The sequence below is a fragment of the Dechloromonas aromatica RCB genome (genome assembly GCF_000012425.1).
The window spans coordinates 2,667,965-2,693,030 of sequence record NC_007298.1; the positions used below are offsets into that span (position 1 = coordinate 2,667,965).

Sequence of the window (25,066 nt, forward strand, 5' to 3'; positions counted from 1 at the left end):
GACAGCGTTCAGTCGAGGCCGTGACTTTGCCGCCACTCGGCGATTTCCGGCAATGCCTCAGCGGCATCGTCAAGCAACGCCGCATTCGCCTGCAGAAGCAGCTTGCGCTGGCGAGCACTGAGCTTGTGCGGAAACACTGGCTCCAGTTCAACCACCAGATCGCCGACCGGATTCGTGCCACGCCCCGGATAACCCTTGCCGGCCAGCCGCAACTCGCGGCGCTCGGCAACACCAGGCGCCAGCGAATAACCGAATACACCGTTCAAGGATGGTAGTTCAACCTCAGCCCCGGCAATCATCGCCAGCGCGCTGACCGGCATCTGAAAATGTAGATCGCGGCCTTGCAACTGATAGAGCGGGTGCGAACGAATGATCAGCGTCAGATACAGATCGCCTGCCGTGCATTCATCGTTGCCCGGTTCGCCCTGCCCAGCCAGCCGCAGCTCATCGCCAGGCAGCATGCCGGGTGGCACGGTGATTGTCAGGCTGACATCATCCGTTTCACGACCACTGCCGCCGCAATCCGGGCAGATACGCTCCCTGAACAAGCCTCGGCCGTCACAGGCATCACAACGAACCAGCTTGCGTTGAGCATCGTGGATACGGCCACTACCATGACAGGCATCGCAAAAGCGGGTCCGCGACATGCCTGCCTCGCCGCTGCCCTCGCAGGTCGGACAATCCTTGCCGCGAGCGTAATGAACCGTCTTGCGGCAACCGGTGGCGGCTTCTTCCAGGCTGACCTCGAGGTTCAGGCGGATATCAGCAGCCTTGGCGACACTCTCTTCCGGTTCAGCGGCTTGGTTTTCCGGCGATTCGGCATCATTCTCTTCCGGCAAATCGCCGGTCGTCAGGCGCTCGTAGGCGATGTTGATTGCCTTGAAACGCTCGGTGGCCTCCGGGTGAGCATTACGATCCGGGTGCCAGCGCATGGCAAGACGACGATAGGCCCGTTTCCACTCAACCGGGCCTGAATCTTTGGCCACATCGAGAATTTCGTAAGGATCAATGTCCATGGCTTACTTTGCGCCAACCGGCAAAATCTGCTCGATCATGTTGGAAATCAACGCCGCCGTCGTGCCGTGGCGATCACGATCCGGGTTGTATTCGACGATTTCCAGCGCCTTGAGGCCGGCCTGTGCCGCAATCCAGTGCATCGCCGTCAGCACGTCGTACGAGGTCAGGCCATCCGGCTCGGGGCTGCCGACGCCCGGCGCCGACCTCGGGTCAATGGCATCCAGGTCCAGCGTTACGCCAAAACCGGCCGGCGCACCGGCAACGATGGCTATCGCCTCGTCCAGACAGGCGGCGAAGCCACGCAGCTGGATTTCCTCGCTATCGATGATACGAACGCCCATCCGCTGCAGGAATTCAAGCTCTTCCGGTTCATAGCTGCGCGGGCCGAGGATGACCGTGTGCGCCGCGCTGACTTGCGGGCCGTTCAGGCCGATATTGAGCAGTCGCTTGTCGCCACGCCCGAGCAGGCAGGCCAGCGGCATGCCGTGGACTGCGCCGGAATAGCTGGTTTCCGGCGTGTGGCTGTCGAGATGAGCATCAATCCACAACAGACCAAAGGGTTGGCCGAGCACCCGAGCCAAGCCGCTCCAGGTGCCGATGGCGATGGAATGATCGCCACCGATGACCACCGGAAACTCGTCAGCCCGCAGTGTCAGCGCCACCTCGTCGGCCAGATGGCGACACAATTCTGCAATCCGGGCAGTCGTCGAGGTGCCGTCATTATCCGGCGCAAACAAGGTCTTGCCCCAATCGACCAGCGGGTGATGCTCCAGTTCATGCCACGCCTGCGAATGATGAAACGCCACCGGCCCGTCCTCGCAAGCCTGATCCTGCGCGCCGAGGCCGCTGGCGGCGCCGATGATGCGAATGCGGGAGTATTTCAGGGAACCGAGGGGTTTCATGGCGGGCGAATTATAGGTCATGCACACGGCAGAACTGCCGTAAATGCACGCCTATTCGCGGCTCCGTTCGAGCAGCAAGGCACGCAATTCGGCGACTTCGGCCTCCAGAGACGATACCCGCGCCCGAAGCTCCTCGATGTCCTGCATGCCCGTCGATGGCGAGCGGCCAGCGGCACCCGCCTCGATCATCGGCTCACCACTCAGCAGATGCATCCAGCGGTTTTCACGCGATCCTGGCAGGCGAGGCAGTTCGACCACCAAGGCACCGTCTTCCTTGGCGGCCAGCTCCTCCAGAAAAGCCTCGACCGACGAAATATCGGCAAAGCGGTGCAGGCGTTCGCAATTGAGGCGCAACTCGCCGGCCGTCTGCGGTCCGCGCAGCATCAGCACGGTCAATAAGGCCGAAGCCTGCGTTGGCACGCCGAGCGCCTTCTCGAATAGATGTTCGAAACGGCTGACCCGACTACCACTGACCTCGCGCACCAGGCCGAGATCTTTCAGGCTGTCGAGTGCATGCACAATCTCGGCCTCACTGGTTTCGATCACCGGATTCCGGCTGGTTTTCTGGTTGCAGCCGGCCATCAGGGCATTGACTGACAACGGGTAGGTATCGGGAACCGTCCGCTGCTTTTCGACTAGGGTGCCGAGAATGCGGGTTTCAAGCAAAGAAAGCTTGGGCGTTGATTCAGCCATGGGTTGTTTCCTGTGGATTGATTGCGGTGGCGCCCGGTTCGCGGTGCTTTGGGTCACGCAACCAGGCATGGTAGAGCTGCAAGGCGACGTGGGCGTCGTTGGCGGCATACAGCAACTGGCGCTCGTTCAAGCGTGGATTGGCCCAATTGCTGGTACCCACCTTCTTCGATTTCTGGAATTTCTGGCCGAAATAGTGGGCCACCGCCACCTTGGCGCCGACCGTGCCGCGATGCCCCGGGCCACGCATCGCTTCGCCCAGGTCGAGCACATTGTTCAATTCGATACCCAGACGGGAGCGCAGCACGCTTCGGTCATTGCCCAGCCCGAGGCCGACCTTGAGGATGTCCGCTGCCGAAAGGATGCGCCTCAGCACTTCATGGTTTGCGGCAAATGCGACCGGGAGCAGGAAAACATGCTCGTCAGTGGCCAGTTGCACCAGATGCGGGCCGGTCGATACCTCCCCTTTCAGGAAGGTTGGTTTCGATTCGGTATCGAAGCCGATCACCGGCGCCGCCAGCAGCGCGGCCAAGACCTGCGCCGCCAGCACCTGGCTATTGACCAGTGTGACCTGGGCAATGGAAACCCCGGTATAAACCGGCAGTTCGCTGGCCGCCAACTGGCTGCGGCTCATCGTCACATCGCTCAAAAGTCAGCACCTCGATTTCGGCCCATCAACCTTGGCGGCAGCATCCATGTATCCTTCGCTTTTTGAACAGATGCAAGTGTATGGGATCACGCTGGCTCAAGGGCCTTTTCTCGTGGCTGAAGACCATTCTTTTCGGCAAAGCCGCCCCGCTTTCGGACGACGAACGGGCTCGACAACTGATCGCCGCCGTTGATCGCGGCGGAATCCCGCTCAATGCGGCCAAGGTCAATGCCATCGCCCGAAGCCTTGGCCTCGAAGTATCGCGGCACGCGCCCATCGAAGAAACCATCCAGCGCATTCGACTGGCGCTGACGCGAGTGAGCCAGCATGACTAAGCCGTGGTTCCTGTACATGATCGAGTGTGTCGATGGCAGCATCTATACCGGCATCACCGTCGATGTCGACGCCCGCTATGCCGCCCATTGCCAGGGCACCGGAGCCCGCTACACCCGTTCGCATCCACCGCTCAGGCTGTTGGGGCATGAAACCCATCCCGATCGCTCATCGGCCTCAAAGGCGGAATACCGGATCAAGCAACTGAGCGCCGCCGAAAAACAGCGCTACGCGGCCACGCTTCAGGCCGGCTGATCGCCCTTATCGAGAAACTCAATGACGAACTCGGTCATCGAGTCGCCAGAAGTCGCCGAAACAACGCCACCGTGGGCCAGCACGATCGATTTGACAATCGCCAGCCCAAGGCCACTCCCCTCACCACCGGGATTGAGCCTGACGAAGCGGTCGAAGATGCCATGCAAGGCCTCAGCCGGGATCGGCTGCCCCGTATTAGCAATCGATAGCACCACCTCGCCGTCTCGCTGGCGCACCGACAATCCGACCATGCCGCCCGCCGGTGTATGGAGGATGGCATTGCTCAGCAAATTGCCGATGGCCCGCTCCAGCATCAGGCTGTCGCCTTGAACCACCAGGTTTTCGCCAAGCACTTCGATGGCAATATCGTCGGCCAGAATGCCATAGTAATCAACGAGCCGGCGACACAGATCGAGCAATGGCACCGCCGCCTTCTGCGGCACAAGCAGGCCATGCTCGGCTTTGGCCAGGAACAGCATGTCGGCAATCATCCGCGACAGGCGTTCGTATTCTTCCAGATTCGACGCCAGCAGATCATGGTATTCATTGACGCTACGCGCCTTGCCTAGCGATACCTCGGTCTGCATGCGCAAGCTGTGAATCGGCGTCCGCAACTCATGGGCGAGATCGGCCGAAAAATCAGACAAGCGCTTGAATGACTCCTCCAGACGGCCCAGCATGGCGTTGAAGGAATGGACCAGTTCAGCTAATTCCGTCGGCACATCCTGTTCAGGAATCCGCTCGGCCAGTTGCCCGGCGGAGATGCGGCCTGCAGCACTGGCAATATCGCGCACCGGGTGCATGCCACGACGAACGATCAGGGCGCCAACAACGGCCGTCAGCAAGGCCGCAGCCACGATGGCCAGCCAGAAATCCTGCTGCAGTTGATCGAGAAAATCGGTGTGGTGGCGAATGTCGCGGCCGACCACGACGTGTGCCGTGCCACCCCAAGGGGTTTCCATATCGGCGGCAATGACCCTGTACTCGGCGCCGCCCAGGGTTTGCCGGATCGGCCTCTGGCTCAAGGCCACACCGGCTGCCGCCAGCGGATCGGCAAGTTCGGCTGACGGCCATCTGAAAACAGCCCTTTTTTGGGCATCGACTGTCGCAATTACCCCATTCTGGCCAATCAGGGCATCGCCGAGCCGGGCTGCGAAGGCTTCCGCCGTTTCCTCTTGCGCGCCAACATGGCCAATCAGCGCCAGCTTGCCGAACAGATCGTGGGCATCCAGTTCGGCCATGTGGTCATCGGCAGCGCGGCTGAAATACAGACCGAGCGCTGCGAACACGAGCGTCGCCAGCAGCGCGAAGGCCAGCGACAGGCGCAGCGTGATCGAATACCGCCAGCCCGGCACGATCAGCGAATCTCCATCACATAGCCCATGCCGCGCAGGGTATGGATCAGTTTGGGCGTGAACTCCTCATCGACCTTGGCCCGCAGGCGGCGGATGGCAACTTCGACCACATTGGTGTCGGAATCGAAATTCATGTCCCAGACCTGCGAGGCGATGAAACTGCGTGCCAGCACCTCGCCCTGCCGGCGCAGGAACAGTTCAAGCAGCGCGAATTCCTTGGCCGTCAGGTCGATGCGCTGACCGGCCCGGATCGCCCGCCGCTTCAGCACATCGAGTTCAAGATCAGCAATGCTCAGATTCCCCGTCTCCTTGGCACGACCGCGACGCAGCAGTGTTCGGACGCGAGCGAGCAGCTCCGAGAAAGCGAAGGGTTTGACCAGGTAATCATCGGCACCGAGTTCCAGCCCCTTGACCCTATCCTCAACCTGGTCGCGCGCCGTCAGGAACAGCACTGGCAGATCGCGCCCGGCAGCACGCAAGGCTTTCAGTACCTGCCAGCCATCCAGCCCCGGAAGGTTAACGTCGAGAATCAGCAGGTCGTATTCACCGGCCAGACCTTCATGCATCCCATCCAGCCCATTGCGGGCGAGATCGGCGCCAAAGCCAGCTTCGGAAAGCCCCTGTTTGAGGTAATCGCCAGTCTTCGCTTCGTCTTCAACAATGAGGATCTTCATGACCGCATTTTGCCCGACAACCAGTCACCTTGTGTGATTAGCCGCCCGACGCTAGAAACAGGTCAGCCGGCCACGCCGCCGGGATAGCCGATACACCGCCCGCCAGCGGCGCATGGAATGGAAAAACAGCCCGCGGCGAATCCCCTGCACACGTAGTCGAAGCGCCAGCAGCATGCCTCTGGTTCGCAGGTAAACAGGATGCTGGTGCAAGGTGTCAAAGACATAGGTTTTGAAGCGCACCACCCCGGCATAGGCACGGGCAAACCAGGCAATTTCCATCAGTTGCCGCTTGGTCAAGGCGAAGATCCGCGCCACCAGCGCCGTCCCGACCACCTTGGCGGTGAGAAAGGTACCGACACCGAGAAGCGGTGCGCCGTGTGCCAGAAAATAGAGGCCGATCAGCTTGAACGGCAGCAGCACGGCACCGGGGATCAAAAAACAGGCGAGCGCCACATAGCGTGGGGCCCGTCCAATCCACGCTTCGACAAGGCGCAACACCGGCCACTGGCCGATTTTCGCCATGACGCGTTCCAGCGGCTCCCATAGCCATTCCCAGAACCACAAGAGCACTGCCGCCAGAATGATGAACGGAGGCGTCAGCACGCGTTTCAGTTTCGATTCCATGCCGTTTCCCGGTTACTTGCGTCGGAAATATACCGGATACACAACATTTCCCCATCGTAATCAGCGTGACCGGATGTAACGGGGCGTTACGCCTGATCGAGTTTTTGTAATGTTTATTGAGCGAGGGGTGAGGCGGATTGTTTGAACGCCCGCCCTCCGCTATGCTGCGCGCCACCGTAGATTAGCCAGCGGAAGTCTTGTGATCGAAGCCAAAATGAGCATGGTCACGGAAGAGATGCACTGATTATCCGCCCAACCAATCCCTTATCCGATTGCCCCCATGATCGAACGCCCCCATCTGCACTGGTTTCGACTGCTCTTCGTCTGGCGCGGCTCGGTGCTGCCCTATATCATCACCCGTCTGTTGCTCGTGCTCACGGTATCCGTCCTAAGCGTCCTGAGCCGGGACTGGTGGATGAGTGCACATGCGGCATCGGCCCTGTCGATTCCGCCCTTCACCCTGATGGGGGTCGCCCTCGCCATTTTTCTCGGCTTCCGTAATTCGGTCAGCTACGATCGCTATTGGGAAGCTCGCAAGCAGTGGGGGGCCCTGCTGATCGGAGCCCGCTCATTAACTCGTGAGATAGCCAGCTTCGCAACGAACGAAGTGGCGTTGCAGCGACGCGTAGCGCGTATCTTGTCGGCCTTTGCCTATGCGCTCAAGCACCAGCTCCGTGCCACCGATCCACGAGAGGATCTGGCTTGCCGTCTCGACGAGGCCGAGCTTGAACAGGTCTGCACTGCCCGCTTCGTGCCATCCGCCCTGCTGCTCTGTCTGGCCCGGGACCTCGGCGCCGCACAGAAGGCCGGTGTTATCAGCGACCTGCAATTGCAGTCGCTGGACCGCAACCTCAATCTGCTGACGGAGGCCTCCGGGGCTTGCGAGCGGATCGCCAACACCCCCATTCCCTACACCTACCGGGTGCTGATGAACCGGACCGTGATGGTTTATTGCCTGCTGCTGCCGATCGGCCTCAGCACCTCGATCGGCTGGCTAACGGTTCTGGTCGCGCCATTCATCGCCTACACTTTCCTCGCGCTGGATGTCATCGGCGAACAAATCGAGGAGCCTTTCGGCAAGGAACCAAACGACCTGGCACTGGCCTCGATGTGTCACGGGATCGAGGTTTCCGTCTGCGAACTGGTCGGAGAAACCCCGCGCAGCTCGCCACCCGAAGTCGTCAACTACGTGATGACCTAGCAGACGCTTTGCGCCGACGAAAATTACAGACTTGTAATTTTGCCGTCAGGTGCCTGTTGGTCGCAGTAGCGCAAACTCGGTGCATCAATCCACCAAGGAACCGCCATGCGCCTGATTTTTGCCCTCATGCTCGCCCTCAGCCTGCCTGCGTTTGCCCAGCACGACCACCATGCCGGCCACATTGCTGCAACCAAGGATGCACCGCTGACTGAAGGCCAGGTCAAGAAGATCGATGCCAAAGCCGGCGAAATCGTCATCCAGCATGGCCAGCTCGACAGCATCGGCATGCCGCCGATGACCATGGCCTTCGGCGTCGCCGACAAGAGCTGGCTGGGCAAGCTGAAGGTCGGTGACAAGATCCGCTTCGCGGCCGAAATGAAGGGTGGCAACGCCATCGTCAGCCGCTACGAGATGGCGAAATAAGGGCGAGATGAAACCTGCACTGGCTGCCGCGCTGCTGCTCCTGGCTCTGGCTGGAACGGCCCACGCCGAACCGCTGCCCGGCGCCAGCGTCGAATCGCTGCTCGCCGCAGCCCGCGAGCATAGTCCGGAGGTCCGCATGGTGCGCCTTGAAGCCGAGGCGGCGCGCGAGCGCATCCAGCCGGCCGGCGCCCTGCCCGACCCGATCCTGCGCATCGAGCTGGAAAACATCACCAAAAACGGCAACCAGAGCGCGACGCTCGACCCGACGCGGACCGGCGACACCAAATACACGCTGATGCAGCCGCTGCCCTTCTGGGGCAAGCGCGACCTGAAGCGCGAGGTGGCGACGGCCGAAGCGACGCAGGCCGAAGGCCGGGCCAGCGACACCTGGGCGGAAGTGGCCAGCCGCATCAAGACGCTCTACGCGCAATACTGGCTGACCGGCCAGTCGCTGCAACTGACCCGCGAAAACATCGAACTGACCCGCCGCCTCGAACAGATCGCCCAGGTCCGTTACGCCGGTGGTCTGGCCGCCCAGCAGGACGCCATCCGCGCCCAGCTTGAGCGCAGCGCCATGGACACCGAACTGGTCGGCATGGAAAGCGAGTTCCATCACCTGATGGTTTTCATCAACGCCATGCTGGCGCGCCCGAGCGGTGCCACGTTGGCCGAACCGGCAGCGCTGCGCCCGATTCCGACGCGACTCGATGGTGCCGCACTGAACGACCGCCTGCTCGCCGCCAATCCGCAACTAGCCATCGAATCCGCCCGCGTCGGCGGCGCTGAAAAAAGCCGCGAGCTGGCCTACCGCAACCGTTATCCCGACCTGACGCTGGGCGTGGCACCAATGCAGGTGCAAAACCGTGTCGATGCCTGGAGCCTGATGCTGGAAATGAACCTGCCGCTGCAGCAGGGAACGCGACGCAGTCAGGAGCGCGAAAGCGAGCGCATGCTGGAAGCCGCGTCGGCCCGCAAGGAAGCGCTCGGCCACCGGCTGCAGGGCGACCTCAACGCCGCGTTGAGCAATCTGGAAGGCGCCCGGACAACCGAGCAGATCACCCGCACCCGCCTGCTGCCGCAGGCCGAACTGACCTTCAAATCGGCGCTGGCCGGCTACGAAAACGGCAAGGTGGATTTCGCTACCCTGCTCGACGCCCAGCGCCAGATTCGCAATGCCAGACTCGCGCTGCTGCGTGCCCAGGCCAGCCAGCAGTTGCGGCTGGCCGAGATCGAACGCCTGCTTGGAGAAGACCTGTGAAAACCGGCCCCCTGTTCATTTTTATCGCCGTCGCCCTGACTGTCGGCGGTTTTGCCGGCGGTTATCAGTTTGCCCGGCAGAAAACCGATGGCACGACCGCAGTTGCTGCGGTCACCCCGGAAAAAGCGCCAAACAAGAAACTTTTGTATTACCGCAACCCGATGGGCCTGCCCGACACCTCGCCAACGCCCAAGAAAGACCCGATGGGCATGGACTACATCCCGGTCTATGAAGGCGAAGCCGATGCTGGCGGCGACAGCGGCCTGAAAATCAGCGCCGAGAAAATCCAGAAAATGGGCGTCAAGGCCGAGCCGGCCAAACTGCAGGTGCTCGACAGGACGGTGCGCGCCAGCGGCCGGGTTGAAATCGACGAAAGCCGCACCTACACGGTGACCGCCAAGTTCGAAGGCTACATCGAGCGCCTGTACGTCAATACCACCGGCCAGCCGGTCGGCCGCGGCCAGCCGCTGTTCGAGGTCTACAGCCCGGAACTGGTCTCGGCTCAGCGCGAATATGTCATCGCCGCACAAGGCGTCAACAAACTGAACGAAGCCGGCGGCGAAGCACAATCGGCGATGAAGCAACTGGCCGACTCCAGCCTGCAACGGCTGAAGAACTGGGACATTTCCGATGAGCAGATCAAGGCGCTGGCCCACTCCGGCAACGCCAAGCGGACGTTGACCTTCCGCGCCCCGGTGGCCGGCATCGTCACCGAGAAAAAGGCTGTGCAGGGCATGCGCTTCATGCCCGGCGAGGCGTTGTACCAGATCGCCGATACCTCGTCGGTCTGGGTCCAGGCCGACGTCTTCGAGCAGGACATCGCGGCGGTTGGCGTCGGCCAGAAGGCGAAAATCAGGATCAATGCCTATCCCGGCGAGGTCTTCGAGGGGCGCATCGCTTATGTCTATCCGACGCTGAAGGCGGAAACGCGGACCGTGCCGGTGCGTATCGAGCTGGCCAACCCGAAGGGCCGGCTGAAGCCGGCGATGTATGCCGAAGTGGAGATTCCGCTTGCTGGCGCGGTGCAAGTCGTCACCGTGCCGAACTCGGCGGTGATCGACAGCGGCAGCAAGCAGGTGATCATCATGCAACTCGGCGAAGGCCGCTTCGAGCCGCGGGTTGTGCGCCTGGGCCAGCGTGGCAGCGAATTCGTGCAGGTACTGGAGGGGATCAAGGAAGGGGAGATGGTGGTTTCATCGGCCAATTTCCTGATCGATGCGGAAAGCAATCTGAAAGCGGCATTGGGTGGGATGCAGAAGGCCGAAGCCGCCAAGCCGGCCACCGTCGGCCACCAGGCCGTCGGCAAGCTGAATTCGATCGATGCAACGGCCGGCACGGTCAGCATCTCGCACGAACCCGTCGCCAGTCTGAAATGGCCGGCCATGAAGATGGACTTCGTGCTTGCCAATCCAGCGCTGGTCAATGGCGTCAAGCCAGGGTCAGCCATCGACTTCGAATTCGTCGAACGCCAACCCGGCGAATGGGTGATCACCTCGCTCAAGGCACGTTAGGCCCACCATGCTCAACGCCCTGATCGACTGGTCGGCCCGCAACCGATTCCTGGTGCTACTTACCACGCTGTTCATCATCATCGCCGGCACCTGGTCGGTGCTGAAGACGCCGCTCGACGCCATCCCCGACTTGTCCGACGCCCAGGTCATCCTGTACACCGAATTTCCCGGGCAGGCGCCGCAGGTGGTCGAGGACCAGGTTACCTACCCGCTGACCACCGCCCTGCTCTCGGTACCGAAATCCAAGGTCGTGCGCGGCTTTTCGTTCTTCGGCGCCTCTTTCGTCTACGTCATTTTCGAGGATGGCACCGACATCTACTGGGCGCGTTCGCGAGTGCTGGAGTATGTGAATTCGGTGTCCGGCAAGCTGCCGAAGGGCGTCAATCCGACCCTCGGCCCGGATGCCACCGGGGTCGGCTGGGTCTACCAGTACGCCGTGCTGGCCAAGGATAAAACGCTGGCCGAACTGCGCACGCTGCAGGACTGGTACCTGCGCTACCAGCTGGCCAAGGCGCCCGGCGTCGCCGAGGTGGCGAGTATCGGCGGCTTTGTGCAGCAGTATCAGGTCACCGTCGATCCTGTGAAGCTGCGCGCATTCGGTATTCCGCTGATGCGCGTCGCCGAGGTGATCCGCAATTCCAACCGCGACGTCGGCGGCCGCACGCTGGAAATGGCCGAAACCGAGTACATGGTGCGTGGCCGCGGCTATCTGCGCGGCAAGAGCGACATTGAGCAACTGGTCCTCAAGGCACAGAATGGCACGCCAGTCCGCATCGCCGACATCGGCCGGGTCGAGCTGGTGGCTGACGAACGGCGCGGCATTACCGAACTGAACGGTGAAGGCGAAGTGGTTTCCGGCATCGCCATGTCGCGCTACGGCCAGAACGCGCTGGAGGTCATCCACAACCTGAAGGCCAAGGTCGCTGAAATCTCCGCCGGGCTACCGGAAGGCGTCAGCATCGCCACCGTCTATGACCGCTCCGAACTGATCGAGCGCGCCATCGCCACGCTGAAGCGCACGCTGGCCGAGGAAAGCCTGATCGTCGCGCTGGTCTGCGTCGTCTTCCTGTTGCACCTGCGCTCGGCGCTGGTCGCCATCATCATGCTGCCGGTCGGCATCCTGGCCGCCTTCATCGGCATGCGGGCGATTGGCGTCAACGCCAACATCATGAGCCTGGGCGGCATCGCCATTGCCGTCGGCGCGATGATCGACGCCGCCATCGTGATGATCGAAAACGCCCATAAGCACCTGGAGCGGCTGCAACCGGGCGAATCACGGAGCGATGCGATGATCGCCGCCTGCAAGGAGGTTGGCCCCGCCCTCTTCTTCAGCCTGCTGATCATCACCGTCTCCTTCCTGCCCGTCTTCACGCTCGAAGCGCAGGAAGGCCGGCTGTTCGCGCCGCTGGCATGGACCAAGACCTTCGCCATGGCCGCCGCCGCCTTCCTGTCGGTGACGCTGGTGCCGGTGCTGATGCTGCTGTTCATTCGCGGCGACATCAAGCCGGAAGCGCAGAATCCGGTCAACCGCGTGCTGATCCGCCTGTACCGCCCGATCATCGCCTGGGTCATGCAGTGGAAGAAGGCAACCATCGCCGCCGCCCTCGTTGCCATGGCAATCACCCTCGTCCCGGCCAGCCGTCTGGGTTCGGAATTCATGCCGACGCTCAACGAAGGCACGCTGTTCTACATGCCGACCACCCTGCCCGGTCTGTCGGTGACCAAGGCGGCTGAACTGCTGCAGACCCAGAACAAGATCATCAAGAGCTTCCCGGAAGTCGCCTCGGTGTTCGGCAAGGCTGGCCGAGCGCAGACGGCCACCGATCCGGCGCCGATGGAAATGTTCGAGACGGTGATCAATCTGAAGCCGGAAAGCGAATGGCGCCCCGGCATGACCACTGACAAGCTGATCGCCGAACTCGACAAGGCGCTCCAATTCCCCGGGGTCGCCAATTCCTGGACGATGCCGATCAAGGCACGCATCGACATGCTGTCCACCGGCATCCGCACCCCGATCGGCATCAAGGTCTTCGGCAAGGATTTGATCGAAATGGAACGCCTGGCCAAGGAAATCGAGAGCGTCGTCAAGGCCGTGCCAGGGACCAGCAGCGCCTTCGCCGAACGGATCACCGGTGGCTTCTACCTCGATATCGTGCCCGACCGCAACGCGCTGGCCCGCTACGGGCTGTCGGTCGGCGAAGTCATGGACGTCGTGGCAGCGGCGCTGGGCGGCGAAATGGTCACCACCACGGTTGAAGGCCGTGAGCGCTTCGGCGTCACCGTCCGCTACCCGCGCGACCTGCGCAGCGACCCGCAGGCCATCGCCCGTGAAGTGCTGGTGCCGGTACCGGCCGAGATGGGTGGGGCGGCCAGCATGATTCCGCTCGGCCAGCTGGCCGAAGTGAAGATCAGCACCGGCGCCCCGGCCATCCGCACCGAAAACGCCCTGCTCTCGGCTTACATCTATGTCGACATCCGCGATCGCGACATCGGCTCCTACGTTGCCGAGGCGCGCCAGGCGGTCAATGAGAAGGTCAAATTCTCCCCCGGCACCTACGCCACCTGGAGCGGCCAGTTCGAGTACATGGAACGCGCCACTGAAAAGCTCAAGGTCGTCGTGCCAATCACGCTGCTGATCATCTTCCTGCTGCTCTACCTGAATTTCCGACGCATCACCGAGACGCTGATCGTCATGCTCTCGGTTCCCTTCGCGTTGGTCGGCGGCATCTGGCTAATGTGGTGGCTCGGCTACAACCTGTCGGTCGCCGCGGCCATTGGCTTCATCGCGCTGGCCGGCGTGGCTGCCGAAACCGGGGTCATCATGTTGATCTACCTCGACCATGCCTGGCAGACCGTGCAGGCGAAATGTGCCGCCGAAGGCCATCGTCCGCAGGCCTCGGATCTCTACGCTGCCGTGATGGAAGGTGCCGTCGAACGGGTGCGCCCGAAGATGATGACGGTCAGCGCGATCATGGCCGGCCTGCTGCCCATCCTGTGGGGCACCGGCACCGGCTCGGAAGTCATGAGCCGGATCGCGGCACCGATGGTCGGTGGCATGATTTCCTCAACGGTGCTGACGCTGGCCGTCATCCCATCCATCTACGCCCTGCTGATGCAACGACGGCTACGCAATGCCGCTTGAACAAACGGGCATTCGGTCAATTACCGGAAATAGACCCCCGGCGGCTGGATAATCACAGAAGGCGGCTGCAGATAAACTGTAGGTGGTGCAGGCGGGAATGGCAGGCCAACCCGGGCACCCCGGCAAACCTGGCGCTCGCGGTAATAGCCGCCGCGGTCATACCATCCCTCAACCCGGCATCCGGGATCCGCGTAGCCACCGCGATAGCTGTCGTAATCATGGCGATGATGATGTCCGCGATGCTCGTGTCGGTCGTAATGATCATGGTCGGCAAACGACGGCAGCGACAAGGAAAGGGCAAGACAAACGAAAGCAGCCCTGATGGCACGATACTTCATGAATAACCTCAATTTGACGGATATGAACTTTCATTCCGAGCGATTTAACTTACGAAGGGAACCTCGAATCGTCGCTTTGCAGCCATTTTGTCTCGCAAGCGAATAACCTCGTCCGGGCTGATTTGTCCTTGACGCAGAGCAGAAGCAAGCACCGCCTCGGCATCATCGCGCCGCCCATAAACAAAATAGATTTCGGCTTCAACCAAAGGACTGGGCGTCTCCTCAACCATCAAGGCTTCGCTATCCAATAAGAGCGAACTTTTCGGCACCGAAACTGACTTTTGCCCCTCAAGGGCAGCAGTCTGTGCTGAGTCGTTCCGCTTCGATCTAAACAATAAAACACCGGCAACGAGATTGAGACTCAAGGATACCGAGATGGCAAAAACCAGTAGAACACTTTGGGTCATGATTAATCCTGCCGGTAACAGTAGCGCCAAAATCCATTCGAACCACGCCACATGCGGGTACAGATTCACATGGATCAGTTAGCAATCGCCATGCCATTACGTAACCAACTGTTTATTATTGAATTTTCTTCAACCGGACGAGAATAAGCCGCCAATACTGTCGCCATTTAGCGACATCGCAGACAGGCAAAAACATAACCATTTGTTTTTATGGCTATTTACTTGTAACCAAATTACGACACCCCATTTCGCACCCTCTTGGCAGCCAAAGCAGCTCTCGTCGCAAATCCGTGCCCGACCTGAAAACCCGGCAAAGAATTAAATATTTTTTCTTTTTTTTTCTTGATCGATAGAAACAAAAAAGCACCCCGGAGGGTGCTTGCCTGCTCGTTATATGGCTGAGACGTAGCCCCCAAATGGACATCGCCTGATGGCGAAGTAATCACCGTCCATGGATTTCGCGCCACTTTTCGCATGTGGGCGGCTGAGACAACCAACTATCCGCGAGAGGTTGCTGAACTTGCACAGGCCCATCAGTTGCCTGATGCAGTTGAACGCGCCTATCAACGTGGGATTCAATTCGCCAAGCGAATTGCCCTCATGTCCGACTGGGGACTGCAGTGCAAGAACAAACTTTCTACTGAGAAAGGACTCAGGACAATTACGTCGCTTCCTTGATGCCATAAACCAAAGTCAATTTATTCTCTTCAGCCTCAGGCTGTTCTTCGGCCAAAGCCGACCTTGGGTCTTTGACGAAAACCGGGCGGCTATGCGTCAGTTACCTGCCGCTCAATCGATAAGGGCGGTCAATGACCGCTTTGCGCCATCCGCGAGTGAGGGCATGCGCGCTTACAGCCGTGTACTGATTTAAGCCGCGCCCGGCCGAGGCAGCGAAGCAGAGATTCAATGTGAGCCCACGGCGAGCCGATCTTGGCGGAGGTCGTTCTCCCGAAGGACTTGAATGCGTCAGCGGCTACCGGCCAATCAACGCCACATCGCTGCATGCCTAGCGCTCTCCCCCCGCGAGCACGGACTGCCTGGCATTTTGCTCAGTCCGTTTTCTACACCTATGCAGCACTTCGTTCTTCGGGAAACGACACGATCGCGGCGTAATCCCCGTAGCCATCCGGCCAAGGTGTGAGCACCTCGAAGCCGTTCTTGGTGACCGCCACCATATGCTCCCACTGAGCAGAGAGCGACCGATCCTTGGTGACCACAGTCCAGCCATCTGGCAAGTGCTTGATCTCGGCTTTTCCAGCGTTGATCATCGGTTCGATGGTGAACACCATGCCTGCCTCAAGTTTCAAACCTGCACCGGGCTTTCCGAAGTGAAGAACATGAAGGTCATCGTGATATACCGTTCCTATTCCATGACCACCGTACTCGCGAACAACACTGAACCCTTCGCGATGGGCAACAGTCTGGATCGCATGACCGACATCGCCAAGCGTCGCTCCCGGGCGCACTTGCTCGATGCCTGCCCGCATCGCCTCATAGGTCGTACGAACCAGCCGTTTCGCCAGAATGCCCGGTTCTCCAACAAAGTACATGCGGCTGGTGTCGCCAAACCAGCCATCCTTGATGATGGCGACGTCGATGTTGATGATGTCGCCATTCTTCAATTTCCGGTCAGAAGGAATCCCATGGCAAACGACATGATTGACTGAAGCGCAAATGGTCTTGGGATAGCCGTGGTAGCCGATATTGGCCGGAATTGCTCGTTGCACATTGACGATATAGTCATGGCATAGCTTGTCCAGCTCATTGGTCGTGACGCCTGGCTTAACATGCTCCGCGAGCATGGACAAAACATCGGCAGCCAACTTGCCGGCACGCCGAGCCATGGCTAACTCCGCCTCCGAGCGGATGGGCGTACCTTTGGCGCCAGTCATGCCGCCCTCTTCGACAATGAAACGGGCAGGTCGCTATCTTCAAGCGCTTGGTGCTCGGCCTGGATAAGCAAGCGACAGATTTCACCGTACCGAAGGTTGGGGTTGAGCTCAGAAAGCATGCCGACGCGGAGCCAGTGCTCTGCTTGCGCATTGATCGAGCGACTCAGGGCCGCGCTGGTCAGGCGCAGATTCTCATGCATATGCTCTGAAATTTTAACGATTCCCACCGCAGGCACCTTTATATGTTTTGTAGTCAGTTTGTATACTACCAGTGGTTGTCAAAAACACCCACATTCCTTGGCTGGATCAATGCCCCCTGACGGCATCGCGAGCGCTTCGAGATCGGGCCGATCCGAATGCCGTTGCGCCTCGCCGGTCCGCCTGTCATTCCCTGTGCTTCGACAGTACGAAATGGCTTGGCGTACTTGGGAGTTCGCCAGGATGGGTAAGGAAAGGCATTCACGGCGCGATTCTCCGGGGCGGCAGGAAAGCGGTGCATAGCTGCCTGATCGGAACAAAAGCCTAAACGGTGACAATGGCCGACGAGCACGAATTGGCCGTACGGCAGTTTTCAGAGTGGAGAGCCCTTTGAATGTCCGCAATCGGACTCGGCTGATCGTCCGGTCATGGCCGGGAGTGTAAGGTCGGCAACGTCCGCTTCGGAGAACTCCAGTTCGAAAACTCGGGGTTGGCTGAGCGGCAGCTATCGGGAAATTGGGATGGCCGTTTTGGGCACAGAGTACGTATTCGCCAGAAGGGAAGACCCCGCGTCACTTGAGGGCGTGCGGGGTCTATCTAAATCTATTTTTTACAAATTAGTTCTTGGCTTCGCGCTTCATCACATCTTCAATCGTGATGCCGATTTCGTTGTGACCGCCGAAGACGGTGCCAAGCTTTTTCTTGGTCATGTGCTCGACGTTACCGGTGTAGGCCGAAGCCGGCAACGGTACATACTTCACTTCCTTGGTCAGCTTGGCGCCGTTCTTCATGTAGAACTCAATGAATTCCTTGACTTCAGGCTTGTCGAGCGACTTGGCCTTGACGTAGATGAAGATCGGGCGAGAAAGCGGAGCGTAGGTGCCATTTTCAACGTTAGCAGCAGAGGGCTCAACAGCCTTGCCTGTCTTCGGATTTACGATCGGCAGGGCCCTCAGCTTACTGCTGTTCTCTGCGTAGTAGGCATAACCGAAATAGCCAATAGCATTGACGTCACGCGACACGCCCTGAACCAGCACATTGTCATCCTCGGAAGCGGTGTAGTCCCCGCGTGAGGACTTGGCCTTACCGACCATCGCCTCTGTAAAGTACTCGAAGGTGCCAGAATCGGCGCCGGCGCCGAACAGTTTGACCGGCGCATCAGGCCACGCAGGGTTGACCTGATTCCACTTGGTAATCTTGCCTTGAGCGGCTGGCTCCCACAGAACCTTCATCTCTTCGATGGTCGCTTGCTTGAGGAAAGTGTTCTTCGGATTAACAACCACCGTCAGTGCATCGAAGGCGACCGGCATTTCGATGTACTGCACGCCAGCGGCCTTACACAGTTCCATTTCGCTCTTGGTGATCGGGCGGGAAGCATCGGAAATATCGAGTTCGTCGCGGCAGAATTTCTTGAAACCACCGCCGGTACCGGAAATACCGACCGTCACTTTAACGACATTCTTCTTGGCCTTCTGGAACTCTTCGGCAACAGCCTCGGTAATCGGGTAGACGGTGGAGGAGCCGTCAATTTTAATAACTTGCGCATGAGCAATATTGGAACCAAATATCGCAACGCCAAGGATAGATAATATTGAAACCGATTTTTTAATCATAAATACTCCAGCTGATTTAATGGTTAGCCAAAAAATAATGTTTGGCGTAGCTGGGATGCTAATGAGCGTTTGTTACAGTTTTCTTTCAGCCGACTTTCGAAAAAAGCACCATGGCATAATTACCAGTGTCGCCAATATGTTTTATATTGCGGCATTGCGTTTCAATATGAAACGCAATTGAATTTTATTTTTATATTTAAGCGCAGTTCATTGAAATAAAATAACATAAATTTAATCGCTTCGTTGCATTATGCAACATATGGCAATTTAATAATGCAACAGTTAAACATAACGGTAATTTATTTTGATCTGAAATTTTTTTGACCATGCAGACTGGCCTACACCAAATTGCAAAGCAAGCGCCCAAGCCAATGCTTGACTGGACGGTGTGATGAACAATTGGCCCAGACTCTTACCAACGGAAAAAGCGCTCTTACTTTCCTCTGGCTCTGATGGGCTGTTTTACTTTCTGCAGCTAGGGAAACTCTGCTCAAGCAACCGTCATGGTGCCGACCAATCAGAGGAAATCGATGAAGCAATTGAGCCTCGCCGTGATGGATTTCCTGCAGAAGGCGGGGAAGCAAACCCGCAAGGCAGTATTCCTAGCGGAGGTGGAATACGGTGGAGCCGTGGTCATACCTTGAATGGCTACTCCAATCCGGCGATGGAAGAAGCGCTGTACGATGTGCCGATGCTGCGCCGGTTTGCGGGGCTTGATGCCTTCGAGGATGTGATGCCGGACGAGAGCGCCATTCTTCGCTTTCAGCGCTGCCGGAGAAGCATGACTTGGCCGTAGCGATCTTTCCCGAGGTCAATATGGTGCATCGGAGAAAGGTCTGTCTATGATGCGTGGCACGGTCGTTGATGCCACGCTGATCGCGGCGCCGGGCGCCTAACACAATCGGCATTAGTCCCCCATGAAGAACATCGATAAATCGAATAAAGTTGCCGCCTCATGAGTGAGTTGCGATCCTTCGGCAGCTTGCTTACATCGCTAAATGCCTGCTACCGCTTCGCAAAGCAGACGATTGGGGCAACCGGGTTCAAGAATGGCCTTACCCCCCTCAAAAAGAGCAACTATTTTCTTGTCAAGACTTGACTTGTTCACATCATTGTTTTTCTCATCCAACTTTGTGCGACGCAGCATGATATTTATTTCAAATTTATTTTACCCACCAGATACACCAATAGAATCAATTAGTTAAACACATGATTAATATTGGTGCGACGTAAGCAAAGTCCTTACGGAACTACTACTTAGCGAGCTTCTACAGGACTTTTCCACACAGTTATCCACAGTTTTTGGGGATAACCATATAAACCCTTTATGGATCGGGGGGTTGCTTACGTTAGATGACCTTAAAGGTGACCCGGCCATGAGTTGCCGTTTATAACCTGCTCAGACCTGCCATTCGAAGTTGTAATGATGAGTGGTTTGCAATGCCAAACTCGCATTCCTAGGGAGAGATTCTTAAAATCTCTTCCATGACTCTTTTGAAGCGCTGCGCTCTCCTTTTTACTATTGGCCTAATCGGCTGTTTGCAGTGCTGCGCCGTCTTTGCTACGGATGTTGTACGCATTGGAACCCTTGCCTGGCAGGGCTCGGAAGAGGCCGAAATCCACTGGTCTTCGATGGTTCGCAACCTTGAGGAACGCCTCGGAGGGAAACGTATCGAGTTACGCCATTTCGACCTAGGTGCTATGGCCGCTGCACTTGAGGAAGGTGAACTCGACTTTGTTGTCACCAACCCCGGCCATTACGTGAGTCTTGAGGCGCAAAGCGGCATCACGCGAATCGCTACCCAGGTCTCCGACGAAACAAGCAACCCGGAACATGTGGTCGGTTCAGCCGTCGTCGTACTCGACCGGCGCCAGGACATCCAGCGATTGGAGGATCTACGCGGTAAAACCCTAGCCGCCGTATCACCCGATGCTTTCGGCGGCTACCAGCTAATCCGCGCCGAACTGCGTAGGCTCGGACTTGATCCTGAGAATGGCCGCGTTACACCCGTGTTCACCGACTTCCCCATGACCAAAGTGATTGATGCCGTGGTCGACGGCAAAACCGATGCCGGCATCCTGCGCGCCTGCCTGCTCGAACACATGGAACAAGAGGGAAGCGTAGCCGCTGGTCGCCTGCGTGTGCTCTCGCCACGCCCGGAAATCGGCAACTGCGCCGTCACCTCGCAACTCTACCCTGGCTGGGCCTTTGCCGCAGCTAGCCGGACGCCGCCAGCCCTATCGCGGGAAGTACTGCTCGCTCTGCTTTCCCTGCCGCCAGATACCAACCAGCAATGGTGGAGTGTCCCAGCTGATTACCACCCGGTGCACGAACTGCTGCGCGAGTTGCAGACCGGGCCCTATGCTTTTCTGCGCGAGACTAGCTTGGAAGCCCAGCTACGCCGATATTGGGCGTGGGTGCTCGGCCTTGTTCTGCTCATGCTCGCCGGAGCAGCCTATACCTTGCATGTCGAGCACCTGGTCCAGCGACGTACACGGGAACTGACCCAAGCCCTTGACGAGCGCCACCATCTGGAATCCCGTGTTCAGGCCGGGCAGCAACAGATGGATCACCTTTCCCGTCTGTCGATCCTCGGGGAACTGTCCGGCCGACTGGCACATGAGCTTAACCAGCCACTGGCCGCCATCGGCAACTATGCGCGCAGCCTGTTGCGCCGCCAGGATAGTGGCACGCTGTCGGAAGCCGCCTTGCGTCAGGCGGCCGAAGAAATAGCCAACGAATCCGAACGTGCCGCCGGCATTCTGGGCAGTATCCGCAGCTTCGCTCGAAAACGCAGCCGCCGACAGGAAATTTGCGACATTGCCGACTTGGTGCACGAAGCCGGCAGCTTCATTGGCGGAATGTTGTCAAAAGCCCGGCCTATCGAACTTCGGCACAATCTTTCCTTGGCCGAACGTCAGGTGCTGGTCGATCCGCTGCAAATCCAGCAGGTACTGCTCAATTTGTTCAAGAATGCCTGGGATGCGCAGCAATCGATGGATGACGAGCATCCGATCGAAGTTAGCCTGGAACGGGAAGATGACCGCTGCGCTGTCGAAGTGCGCGACCACGGTCCCGGCCTGACGCCGGAATTGCAGGCCCATTTCCTCGAAGCGTTCTTCACCACCAAACCCGACGGTTTGGGCCTCGGCCTGCCGATCTGCAAGACTATCGTCGAAGCTCACGGCGGCGAACTGATTGCCCGCAACGCCAACCCCGGCCTCGTTTTCCGCTTCAGTCTGCCCCTCGCCCACAGCACCGATACCGATACCGTGAATACGCCATGACCTTGCCCGACCTGTTACCCGTCATCCATGTCGTCGACGACGAAGCCCCCTTCCGCCGCTCGCTGCTCTTTTTGCTCGAATCCGTCGGTTGGCAAGCCGTCGGGCACGATTCCGCCGAAGCCTTCCTGCTGGCGGCACCGGAGATGCAGGCCGGCGGCGGATGCCTGGTGCTCGACATTCGCATGCCACGCATTAGCGGCCTTGAATTGCAACGTCGCCTGCGTGCCGCTGATTCGCCCTTTCCAATTGTTTTCATGACCGGCCACGGCGAAGTTGAACTAGCGGTACAGGCGATGAAAAACGGTGCTGTCGACTTCCTGCAAAAGCCCTTCAAGGACCAGATCTTTCTCGATACCGTGGAGCGGGCGGTACAACTCAGTCTCGAACGCCACGCCGCCAACCGCCGTCACCAGGAAGCACGCGAAGTTCTCGACCGACTCTCGGTTCGCGAGCGCGAAGTCGCCCGCCTGCTCGCCCTCGGCCTGGCCAACAAGGAAGTGGCACGTCAACTGGGCATCAGCGACAATACGGTGCACGTCCATCGCCAACACGTCATGGAAAAAACATCTACCGGTAGTGCCGCCGAACTGGCCCGCCTGATCCTGCGCGCTGACCCGAACGGCCTCGACTAATCGATTTCGGCTATTGCGTTAACCCAATGACCGGATAGGCGGTCCCGGCTTCTCTACCTACACTTGACCTCACATCTAGAAGAGGGAGAAAAGTATGTCGAAGAAAGCGTATTCGGTCGGCGGCGCCAGCCAGACACCTCCAGTCATCCGCCAGTACCAGAGCATCCAGCAAAGGATTGGCGGCTTGCTGCTTATCGTTAGCGCCCTGCTCGGTATCACGAGCCAGGCTGTCGCCGACGACGCACAAGTCGAACGCGGCCGTTACCTGGCTCGCCTGGGCGACTGCGTGGCCTGCCACACAACGGACAAGGGCGCCGAGATGGCTGGCGGCCGTGCGCTGGAGACGCCGTTCGGCAAGTTGTATTCGACCAACATCACGCCAGACAGCGATACCGGCATCGGCAAATACAGCTTCGAACAGTTCGACCGCGCAATGCGCAAGGGCATTGCCGCCGACGGCCACAACCTTTACCCGGCCATGCCTTACCCGTCCTACGCCAAGCTGACGGGCGAAGACATGCAGGCGCTTTATGCTTACCTGATGAAGGGTCTGCCCGCCGTCAAGCAGACCAACAAGCCAGACGAAATGCACTGGCCATTCAGCATGCGCTGGGGCCTTGCCATCTGGAACTGGTTCTTCCTGGATGACACGCCGTTCAAGTCGGATACGGCCAAGGATGAGACCTGGAACCGCGGCGCCTATCTGGTTCAGGGGCTAGGTCACTGCGGTGCCTGCCATACGCCGCGCGGCCTGCTCTTTCAGGAGAAGGCGATGAGCGATGCCGGATCGAATGGCAGCTACTTCCTGGCCGGCGAAACCGTCGAAGCCTGGCGCGCGCTCAGTCTGCGCAACCTGTGGACCGTCGAGGACACAGCCACCTTCCTGAAGACCGGACAGAATCGCTTTGCCACTGCCTCGGGCAGCATGACCGAAGTCATCACGCACAGCACCCAGCACTTCAAGGAAGCTGACCTGACCGCAGTCGCCAACTACCTCAAGTCCCTACCTCCCGGACCATACGACAAGCCGATGCCGGCCGGCGCGCCAAAACCGGTGGTTGCCGCCCATGTTCCGGAAAAGCTGTTCACCACACGCGGCGGCCTGGGCTACATCCAGTTCTGTGGTGACTGTCACCGGGCCGATGGCGGCGGTGTGGCCAAGATATTTCCACCCCTGGCCGGCAACCCGGCCGTGATGTCGAAGGATGCCTCTACCCTGTCCCACATCATACTGACCGGCGGCCAAACCGCGGCAACCGCAACCCACCCTCGCGTTTTCGTCATGCCGGCCTTTGCCCGCCTAAGCGACCAAGAACTGGCCGAGATTCTTAGCTTCGTCCGCAACAGCTGGGGTGATGGCGCACCCAGCGTGGATGTCGCGACGGTAGCCAATATGCGCGCCAAACTCGATCCCAAGACGACCGATTCGAGCAAGTTCGACACGCCGCGCCTTGCGGACATGCTGAAGGCTGCCAATGCAGAGCAACTGGTCCGCGGCATGCGCCTCAACCTGGAAACGAAGGATATCTTGCCCGGACATGTCGGCGATCAGCTGAACTGCACCAGTTGCCACCTCAATGCCGGTACCGTGGCCGATGGCTCGCCTTATGTCGGCGTCTCGGCCTTCTTCCCGAGCTACGCACCACGTGCCGGCCGGACGATCACGCTGGAAGACCGTATCAACGGCTGCTTCAAGCGCTCGATGAACGGCAAGCCCCTGCCCAAGGAGTCGCCCGACATGAAGGCCATGGTCGCCTACTTCGAGTGGATGAAGCGTGAAACCAAGCCGGAGGACAAGGTGCCCGGACGCGGCGTCGGCAAGATCGACCGCTCGCTCAAGCCGGACGGTGACAACGGCAAGAAGGTCTATGCGGAGCAATGTGCGATCTGTCACGGCGAAAACGGCGAAGGCCTGAAGAACACGGTTGGCACGATGGTTTACCCGCCACTCTGGGGCGACGAGTCCTTCAATATCGGCGCCGGCATGGCCCGCACCTACACGGCTGCCGCCTTCGTCAAGCGCAACATGCCGATCGGCTTCCACGACAAGTTCCCGCTCGGTCAGGGCGGGCTCTCCGACCAGGAAGCACTCGATGTGGCCGAATACTTCAGCCACCAGCCGCGTCCGGACTTCCCGGAAAAGGTCAATGACTGGCCCAAGGATCCAAAGCCGGCCGACGCCCGCTACTGAACGATCAAGTTCCCTTTTAGCACACTGCGAATGCCCCGGAGACGGGGCATTTTTTTTGGGTTGTAGGCAGGCAATGGGAAACGTCATCCGAACGCATCCAGCTGATTTCAGATATTACTGTGCTGTTGCGCAAGTTCAGCTAACCGACACTTCGGCCATAACGGCCGTTGGCCAGAGGCGCTCAATCGGGCAGCAATCCGCCACTTACCTGCTCGTTCAGCCTTGAGCGGTCGCGAACGGCAGCGTTCCAATCTGGCGAATGCGCCTACTCCGGGTCCAAAGCGATCGGCAAAGCCGCAGAGCCTCAGAGCCTCAGAGCCTCAACGGCAATTCTCAGCCACAAAGCAGCCTCGAAAATGGCTGCCTTGTGGGAACTTTAACTGGCAAAAGTTCGAAAAATTGAGCAACAAAGATTACTGATTCCGCTCACTCTTGGCTATACGAGCCTTCGACGTATCAGGATCACTAGGCAT

General features: G+C 59.2%; 24 protein-coding genes. 11 read left to right on the forward strand and 13 right to left on the reverse strand.

All coding sequences use genetic code 11. The features are described 5' to 3' along the window. Positions 1 to 8 precede the first annotated feature (8 nt). The 4 genes from DARO_RS12685 to DARO_RS12700 are packed head-to-tail and all read right to left on the reverse strand — an operon-like array spanning position 9 to position 3,243. Positions 9 to 1,016: a J domain-containing protein gene (locus DARO_RS12685; RefSeq protein ID WP_011288201.1), complete on the reverse strand. Its 1,008-nt coding sequence runs from the start codon at positions 1,014 to 1,016 to the stop codon at positions 9 to 11. A 3-nt stretch (positions 1,017 to 1,019) separates the two neighbouring features. Then, positions 1,020 to 1,919 carry an arginase gene (locus DARO_RS12690; RefSeq protein WP_041225023.1) on the reverse strand — a complete coding sequence of 300 codons (900 nt, stop codon included), beginning with the start codon at positions 1,917 to 1,919 and terminating at the stop codon, positions 1,020 to 1,022. Between the two features lie 51 nt (positions 1,920 to 1,970). Then, on the reverse strand, positions 1,971 to 2,612 hold the full coding sequence (locus DARO_RS12695; protein WP_011288203.1) for a YceH family protein: 642 nt from the start codon (positions 2,610 to 2,612) through the stop codon (positions 1,971 to 1,973). After that, on the reverse strand, positions 2,605 to 3,243 hold the full coding sequence (locus DARO_RS12700; protein ID WP_049758682.1) for a 3'-5' exonuclease: 639 nt from the start codon (positions 3,241 to 3,243) through the stop codon (positions 2,605 to 2,607). Before DARO_RS12700 ends, DARO_RS12695 begins: the two co-directional genes overlap by 8 nt. A gap of 95 nt (positions 3,244 to 3,338) precedes the next feature. Between DARO_RS12700 and DARO_RS12705 the strand changes: the two genes are divergently transcribed. Continuing rightward, positions 3,339 to 3,593 (forward strand): hypothetical protein, encoded by a 255-nt coding sequence (locus tag DARO_RS12705; RefSeq protein ID WP_011288205.1) that lies wholly within the window; start codon positions 3,339 to 3,341, stop codon positions 3,591 to 3,593. Continuing rightward, positions 3,586 to 3,846, forward strand: a complete 261-nt coding sequence (locus DARO_RS12710; RefSeq protein WP_011288206.1) for a GIY-YIG nuclease family protein — start codon at positions 3,586 to 3,588, stop codon at positions 3,844 to 3,846. The genes DARO_RS12705 and DARO_RS12710 overlap by 8 nt, the downstream gene beginning before the upstream one ends. Here DARO_RS12710 and DARO_RS12715 read toward each other — a convergent pair. From DARO_RS12715 to DARO_RS12725, 3 genes are read right to left on the reverse strand one after another with little or no spacing between them, the layout of a single operon-like run. After that, positions 3,834 to 5,201 (reverse strand): heavy metal sensor histidine kinase, encoded by a 1,368-nt coding sequence (locus DARO_RS12715; RefSeq protein ID WP_011288207.1) that lies wholly within the window; start codon positions 5,199 to 5,201, stop codon positions 3,834 to 3,836. The genes DARO_RS12710 and DARO_RS12715 overlap by 13 nt on opposite strands. Before the next feature lie 2 nt (positions 5,202 to 5,203). Then, positions 5,204 to 5,875: a heavy metal response regulator transcription factor gene (locus tag DARO_RS12720; RefSeq protein ID WP_011288208.1), complete on the reverse strand. Its 672-nt coding sequence runs from the start codon at positions 5,873 to 5,875 to the stop codon at positions 5,204 to 5,206. A gap of 51 nt (positions 5,876 to 5,926) precedes the next feature. Next, the gene (locus DARO_RS12725) at positions 5,927 to 6,499 is read right to left on the reverse strand and encodes a hypothetical protein (protein ID WP_011288209.1); all 573 of its coding nucleotides are present in this window, start codon (positions 6,497 to 6,499) and stop codon (positions 5,927 to 5,929) included. A gap of 280 nt (positions 6,500 to 6,779) precedes the next feature. Between DARO_RS12725 and DARO_RS12730 the strand changes: the two genes are divergently transcribed. From DARO_RS12730 to DARO_RS12750, 5 genes are all read left to right on the forward strand, one after another. After that, on the forward strand, positions 6,780 to 7,700 hold the full coding sequence (locus tag DARO_RS12730; RefSeq protein ID WP_011288210.1) for a bestrophin family ion channel: 921 nt from the start codon (positions 6,780 to 6,782) through the stop codon (positions 7,698 to 7,700). 105 nt (positions 7,701 to 7,805) lie between these two features. After that, entirely contained in the window at positions 7,806 to 8,123 is a 318-nt protein-coding gene (locus tag DARO_RS12735) for a copper-binding protein (RefSeq protein ID WP_011288211.1), read from the forward strand. 7 nt (positions 8,124 to 8,130) lie between these two features. Continuing rightward, positions 8,131 to 9,381 (forward strand): TolC family protein, encoded by a 1,251-nt coding sequence (locus DARO_RS12740; RefSeq protein ID WP_011288212.1) that lies wholly within the window; start codon positions 8,131 to 8,133, stop codon positions 9,379 to 9,381. Next, a complete protein-coding gene (locus tag DARO_RS12745) occupies positions 9,378 to 10,892 on the forward strand; it encodes an efflux RND transporter periplasmic adaptor subunit (RefSeq protein ID WP_011288213.1) in 1,515 nt (504 codons plus the stop codon). The genes DARO_RS12740 and DARO_RS12745 overlap by 4 nt, the downstream gene beginning before the upstream one ends. Before the next feature lie 7 nt (positions 10,893 to 10,899). Continuing rightward, positions 10,900 to 14,034, forward strand: coding sequence for an efflux RND transporter permease subunit (locus tag DARO_RS12750; RefSeq protein WP_011288214.1), 3,135 nt, complete (start codon positions 10,900 to 10,902; stop codon positions 14,032 to 14,034). A gap of 20 nt (positions 14,035 to 14,054) precedes the next feature. Here the strand turns inward: DARO_RS12750 and DARO_RS12755 are convergent, their stop codons facing one another. The 5 genes from DARO_RS12755 to DARO_RS12775 all read right to left on the reverse strand — a co-directional run bounded on the left by DARO_RS12755 (position 14,055) and on the right by DARO_RS12775 (position 18,482). Then, positions 14,055 to 14,372 (reverse strand): hypothetical protein, encoded by a 318-nt coding sequence (locus DARO_RS12755; RefSeq protein ID WP_157037207.1) that lies wholly within the window; start codon positions 14,370 to 14,372, stop codon positions 14,055 to 14,057. A 44-nt stretch (positions 14,373 to 14,416) separates the two neighbouring features. Next, entirely contained in the window at positions 14,417 to 14,779 is a 363-nt protein-coding gene (locus DARO_RS12760; RefSeq protein WP_041224381.1) for a hypothetical protein, read from the reverse strand. Positions 14,780 to 15,846: 1,067 nt separating this feature from the next. Beyond that, positions 15,847 to 16,671 (reverse strand): type I methionyl aminopeptidase, encoded by an 825-nt coding sequence (map, locus tag DARO_RS12765; RefSeq protein ID WP_011288218.1) that lies wholly within the window; start codon positions 16,669 to 16,671, stop codon positions 15,847 to 15,849. After that, the gene (locus tag DARO_RS12770) at positions 16,668 to 16,898 is read right to left on the reverse strand and encodes a ParD-like family protein (protein WP_011288219.1); all 231 of its coding nucleotides are present in this window, start codon (positions 16,896 to 16,898) and stop codon (positions 16,668 to 16,670) included. The genes map and DARO_RS12770 overlap by 4 nt, the downstream gene beginning before the upstream one ends. A gap of 588 nt (positions 16,899 to 17,486) precedes the next feature. After that, positions 17,487 to 18,482 (reverse strand): PstS family phosphate ABC transporter substrate-binding protein, encoded by a 996-nt coding sequence (locus tag DARO_RS12775; RefSeq protein WP_011288221.1) that lies wholly within the window; start codon positions 18,480 to 18,482, stop codon positions 17,487 to 17,489. Positions 18,483 to 18,873: 391 nt separating this feature from the next. Between DARO_RS12775 and DARO_RS22340 the strand changes: the two genes are divergently transcribed. Beyond that, positions 18,874 to 19,278: a transposase gene (locus DARO_RS22340; protein ID WP_011288222.1), complete on the forward strand. Its 405-nt coding sequence runs from the start codon at positions 18,874 to 18,876 to the stop codon at positions 19,276 to 19,278. 198 nt (positions 19,279 to 19,476) lie between these two features. Here DARO_RS22340 and DARO_RS22860 read toward each other — a convergent pair whose 3' ends face one another. Beyond that, positions 19,477 to 19,629 (reverse strand): hypothetical protein, encoded by a 153-nt coding sequence (locus DARO_RS22860; protein WP_157037208.1) that lies wholly within the window; start codon positions 19,627 to 19,629, stop codon positions 19,477 to 19,479. A 338-nt stretch (positions 19,630 to 19,967) separates the two neighbouring features. Here DARO_RS22860 and DARO_RS12780 point away from each other — a divergent pair, with 338 nt between their 5' ends. From DARO_RS12780 to DARO_RS12790, 3 genes are all read left to right on the forward strand, one after another. Beyond that, entirely contained in the window at positions 19,968 to 21,770 is a 1,803-nt protein-coding gene (locus DARO_RS12780; protein ID WP_011288223.1) for a sensor histidine kinase, read from the forward strand. Next, positions 21,767 to 22,402, forward strand: a complete 636-nt coding sequence (locus DARO_RS12785; RefSeq protein ID WP_011288224.1) for a response regulator — start codon at positions 21,767 to 21,769, stop codon at positions 22,400 to 22,402. The genes DARO_RS12780 and DARO_RS12785 overlap by 4 nt, the downstream gene beginning before the upstream one ends. A gap of 94 nt (positions 22,403 to 22,496) precedes the next feature. Continuing rightward, a complete protein-coding gene (locus DARO_RS12790; protein ID WP_011288225.1) occupies positions 22,497 to 24,593 on the forward strand; it encodes a c-type cytochrome in 2,097 nt (698 codons plus the stop codon). The last annotated feature ends 473 nt before the right edge of the window (positions 24,594 to 25,066 follow it).

What these genes read in the sequence shown, in the direction of transcription:
- DARO_RS12685 (WP_011288201.1), bottom strand. Translation starts at nt 1,016, where the DNA reads ATGGACATTGATCCTTACGAAATTCTCGATGTGGCCAAAGATTCAGGC.
- DARO_RS12690 (WP_041225023.1), bottom strand. Translation starts at nt 1,919, where the DNA reads ATGAAACCCCTCGGTTCCCTGAAATACTCCCGCATTCGCATCATCGGC.
- DARO_RS12695 (WP_011288203.1), bottom strand. Translation starts at nt 2,612, where the DNA reads ATGGCTGAATCAACGCCCAAGCTTTCTTTGCTTGAAACCCGCATTCTC.
- DARO_RS12700 (WP_049758682.1), bottom strand. Translation starts at nt 3,243, where the DNA reads ATGAGCCGCAGCCAGTTGGCGGCCAGCGAACTGCCGGTTTATACCGGG.
- DARO_RS12705 (WP_011288205.1), top strand. Translation starts at nt 3,339, where the DNA reads ATGGGATCACGCTGGCTCAAGGGCCTTTTCTCGTGGCTGAAGACCATT.
- DARO_RS12710 (WP_011288206.1), top strand. Translation starts at nt 3,586, where the DNA reads ATGACTAAGCCGTGGTTCCTGTACATGATCGAGTGTGTCGATGGCAGC.
- DARO_RS12720 (WP_011288208.1), bottom strand. Translation starts at nt 5,875, where the DNA reads ATGAAGATCCTCATTGTTGAAGACGAAGCGAAGACTGGCGATTACCTC.
- DARO_RS12725 (WP_011288209.1), bottom strand. Translation starts at nt 6,499, where the DNA reads ATGGAATCGAAACTGAAACGCGTGCTGACGCCTCCGTTCATCATTCTG.
- DARO_RS12730 (WP_011288210.1), top strand. Translation starts at nt 6,780, where the DNA reads ATGATCGAACGCCCCCATCTGCACTGGTTTCGACTGCTCTTCGTCTGG.
- DARO_RS12735 (WP_011288211.1), top strand. Translation starts at nt 7,806, where the DNA reads ATGCGCCTGATTTTTGCCCTCATGCTCGCCCTCAGCCTGCCTGCGTTT.
- DARO_RS12740 (WP_011288212.1), top strand. Translation starts at nt 8,131, where the DNA reads ATGAAACCTGCACTGGCTGCCGCGCTGCTGCTCCTGGCTCTGGCTGGA.
- DARO_RS12750 (WP_011288214.1), top strand. Translation starts at nt 10,900, where the DNA reads ATGCTCAACGCCCTGATCGACTGGTCGGCCCGCAACCGATTCCTGGTG.
- DARO_RS12755 (WP_157037207.1), bottom strand. Translation starts at nt 14,372, where the DNA reads ATGAAGTATCGTGCCATCAGGGCTGCTTTCGTTTGTCTTGCCCTTTCC.
- DARO_RS12760 (WP_041224381.1), bottom strand. Translation starts at nt 14,779, where the DNA reads ATGACCCAAAGTGTTCTACTGGTTTTTGCCATCTCGGTATCCTTGAGT.
- map (WP_011288218.1), bottom strand. Translation starts at nt 16,671, where the DNA reads ATGACTGGCGCCAAAGGTACGCCCATCCGCTCGGAGGCGGAGTTAGCC.
- DARO_RS12775 (WP_011288221.1), bottom strand. Translation starts at nt 18,482, where the DNA reads ATGATTAAAAAATCGGTTTCAATATTATCTATCCTTGGCGTTGCGATA.
- DARO_RS22340 (WP_011288222.1), top strand. Translation starts at nt 18,874, where the DNA reads ATGAACAATTGGCCCAGACTCTTACCAACGGAAAAAGCGCTCTTACTT.
- DARO_RS22860 (WP_157037208.1), bottom strand. Translation starts at nt 19,629, where the DNA reads ATGCTGCGTCGCACAAAGTTGGATGAGAAAAACAATGATGTGAACAAG.
- DARO_RS12780 (WP_011288223.1), top strand. Translation starts at nt 19,968, where the DNA reads ATGACTCTTTTGAAGCGCTGCGCTCTCCTTTTTACTATTGGCCTAATC.
- DARO_RS12785 (WP_011288224.1), top strand. Translation starts at nt 21,767, where the DNA reads ATGACCTTGCCCGACCTGTTACCCGTCATCCATGTCGTCGACGACGAA.
- DARO_RS12790 (WP_011288225.1), top strand. Translation starts at nt 22,497, where the DNA reads ATGTCGAAGAAAGCGTATTCGGTCGGCGGCGCCAGCCAGACACCTCCA.